Annotated in this window: 2 protein-coding genes; both read right to left on the reverse strand. The window is 52.9% G+C overall.

Going from position 1 to position 2,065, the window contains the following annotated elements; genetic code table 11:
* Positions 1-59: 59 nt before the first annotated feature.
* On the reverse strand, positions 60-1,550 hold the full coding sequence (locus C7B77_RS28905; RefSeq protein WP_106313201.1) for a UDP-N-acetylmuramoyl-L-alanyl-D-glutamate--2,6-diaminopimelate ligase: 1,491 nt from the start codon (positions 1,548-1,550) through the stop codon (positions 60-62).
* Between the two features lie 47 nt (positions 1,551-1,597).
* A complete protein-coding gene (locus tag C7B77_RS28910) occupies positions 1,598-1,861 on the reverse strand; it encodes a glutaredoxin family protein (RefSeq protein ID WP_106313204.1) in 264 nt (87 codons plus the stop codon).
* Positions 1,862-2,065 lie beyond the last annotated feature (204 nt).

Raw genomic sequence — 2,065 nt, forward strand, 5'->3', positions numbered from 1 at the left:
GGGTGGATGGAAGCTTGCGTCTAAAAATTCACTATCCACTATCCACTATCCACTATCCACTAACCTCCAAACTTCTTACTCAAAGCAGCACGCGCTTGTTCGCGATCGTCGAAGTGAATTTTTTCGGTACCGAGGATTTGATAATCTTCGTGTCCTTTGCCTGCGATCAAGACGCCATCGCCTGGAGCTGCCATGGCAATGGCTTGGGCAATGGCTTGGGCGCGATCGGCAATGACTTCGACGCCTGTGGTGCGATCGATGCCAGCGACTACATCTTGCAGAATTCGGGCGGGATCTTCAGTCCGAGGGTTATCGGATGTTACCACCACTAGGTCGGCCAGTTCGGCGGCAATTTTGCCCATTTGGGGGCGTTTGGTGCGATCGCGATCGCCACCACAACCAAATACACAGATGACTTTACCATGGATGAAGGGACGCGCGGCGGTGAGGAGGCTTTCCAAACTATCGGGGGTGTGGGCGTAATCGACGATCGCGGTGATATCTTGCTGGGGCGATATTTGGACGCGTTCCATCCGTCCGGGTACGCCAGGAAAGTGCTCGATCGCGGCGACGATCGGTTCTAAGCTCATCCCCAGGTGTAAAGCAGTCCCCACCGCAGCTAAGAGGTTTTCGAGGTTGTAGTCGCCGACTAGGGGCGAGCTGAAACCGATTTCGCCTTGGGGTGTATGGAGTTTTCCGGTGACTCCGGTTTGACTGTATGCGAGTTCGCTCGTCCACAGATCGGCAGTCGGATCGGTGGTACTGTAGCTCCAGACTCGCTCGGCTGGAATTTGGGCGATTAAGCGTTTGCCATATTCATCATCGAGATTGACGATCGCGCGTCCGGTGAGATATTCGGGACTAAATAATAGGGCTTTAGCTTGGAAATAGCTCTCCATATTTTGGTGATAATCCAAGTGATCTTGAGTCAGGTTGGTAAATACGCCCACTTCAAACGGACAGCCCATGACGCGTCCTTGATCTAGAGCGTGAGAACTGACTTCCATTAGGGCAATTTTAGAGCCTGCGGCGAGGGCTTGGGCTAGTTGCTGTTGGAGATCGACGGCGAAGGGGGTGGTGTGGGTGGCTGTTTTTTGGTAGCCTTGCCAGCGGGTGTAGAGGGTGCCGAGCAGGGCGGTGGAAATGTTGGCTCGATCGAGTAGATATTCAATGATGTGGGTGGTGGTGGTTTTACCATTAGTACCCGTGACGCCGACCATTTTGAGGGTTTGGGCGGGGTGGCGGTAAAAGGTGCCAGCTAGAGCCGCACAGGCTGCTGTCATGTCTGTGGCGATCGCGATGCAGTTATCGGCAGTTGGTGGGTGAACTGCGGCTGCTGCGGGGGAAATTACGGCTCCGATGGCTCCTGCGGCGAGCGCGCCTTGCCAAAATTCACCGCCATCGACTCGCGTTCCGGGCATCCCGATGAATAAGTCGCCTGCGGTGCAAGCATGGGAGTTAGTTTTTAAGCCTGTTACTTCTAAATCTAAGTTGGGATGTTCGCTGGAGAGGTTAATTTGGCTTTGAGACAGAAGTTCGCGTAGTTTCATAGGGATGGTAAATGAAGAGGCTCGAAGCAGGGTGTTGGATTTAATTCTTACCCATTTTGCGAATATTGCTGTAAGATTTGCTGCACTTGGGGAACTCCAGCGCGAGGGGAAAACCTGGGGATGGTGCGTTCGGTGCCGTCAATTTGCCAACATAATACTGGGATCTCGTATTGATATCGATCGAACCAGTCGGGGTTGGTGGTGATTTCGCGAATTTCGAGGTGAATTTGGGGTTCGGTAATTTGTTCGAGTTTTTCTTGCAAGCCTTCGCAGAGGTGGCAGCCGATTTTGCTGTACAAAATTAAGTGCATGGGATTTGAGCGAAACGATCGAAGTTATTTAGTACAATACAATAGCTGGTGGCGATCGAGGTCTAATTTCCTATAGTGCTGGCAAAGGATAAGCAGTTGTTTGATGTGGGGTTTTCTGGTGCTAGGAGAACCCGGATCTGGGGGAGGCTTCCCCCAGACCCCCCGTTGAGGGGCAGGGTGCCGCCCCTCAAACTCCCCTGCACA

This window comes from Chamaesiphon polymorphus CCALA 037 (assembly GCF_003003845.1).
In the GTDB taxonomy this organism is placed as follows: Bacteria; Cyanobacteriota; Cyanobacteriia; order Cyanobacteriales; family Chamaesiphonaceae; genus Chamaesiphon; species Chamaesiphon polymorphus.

Bases quoted from the DNA above. Each gene is read 5' to 3' on its own strand.
- C7B77_RS28905 (WP_106313201.1), bottom strand. From the start codon at position 1,550: ATGAAACTACGCGAACTTCTGTCTCAAAGCCAAATTAACCTCTCCAGC.
- C7B77_RS28910 (WP_106313204.1), bottom strand. From the start codon at position 1,861: ATGCACTTAATTTTGTACAGCAAAATCGGCTGCCACCTCTGCGAAGGC.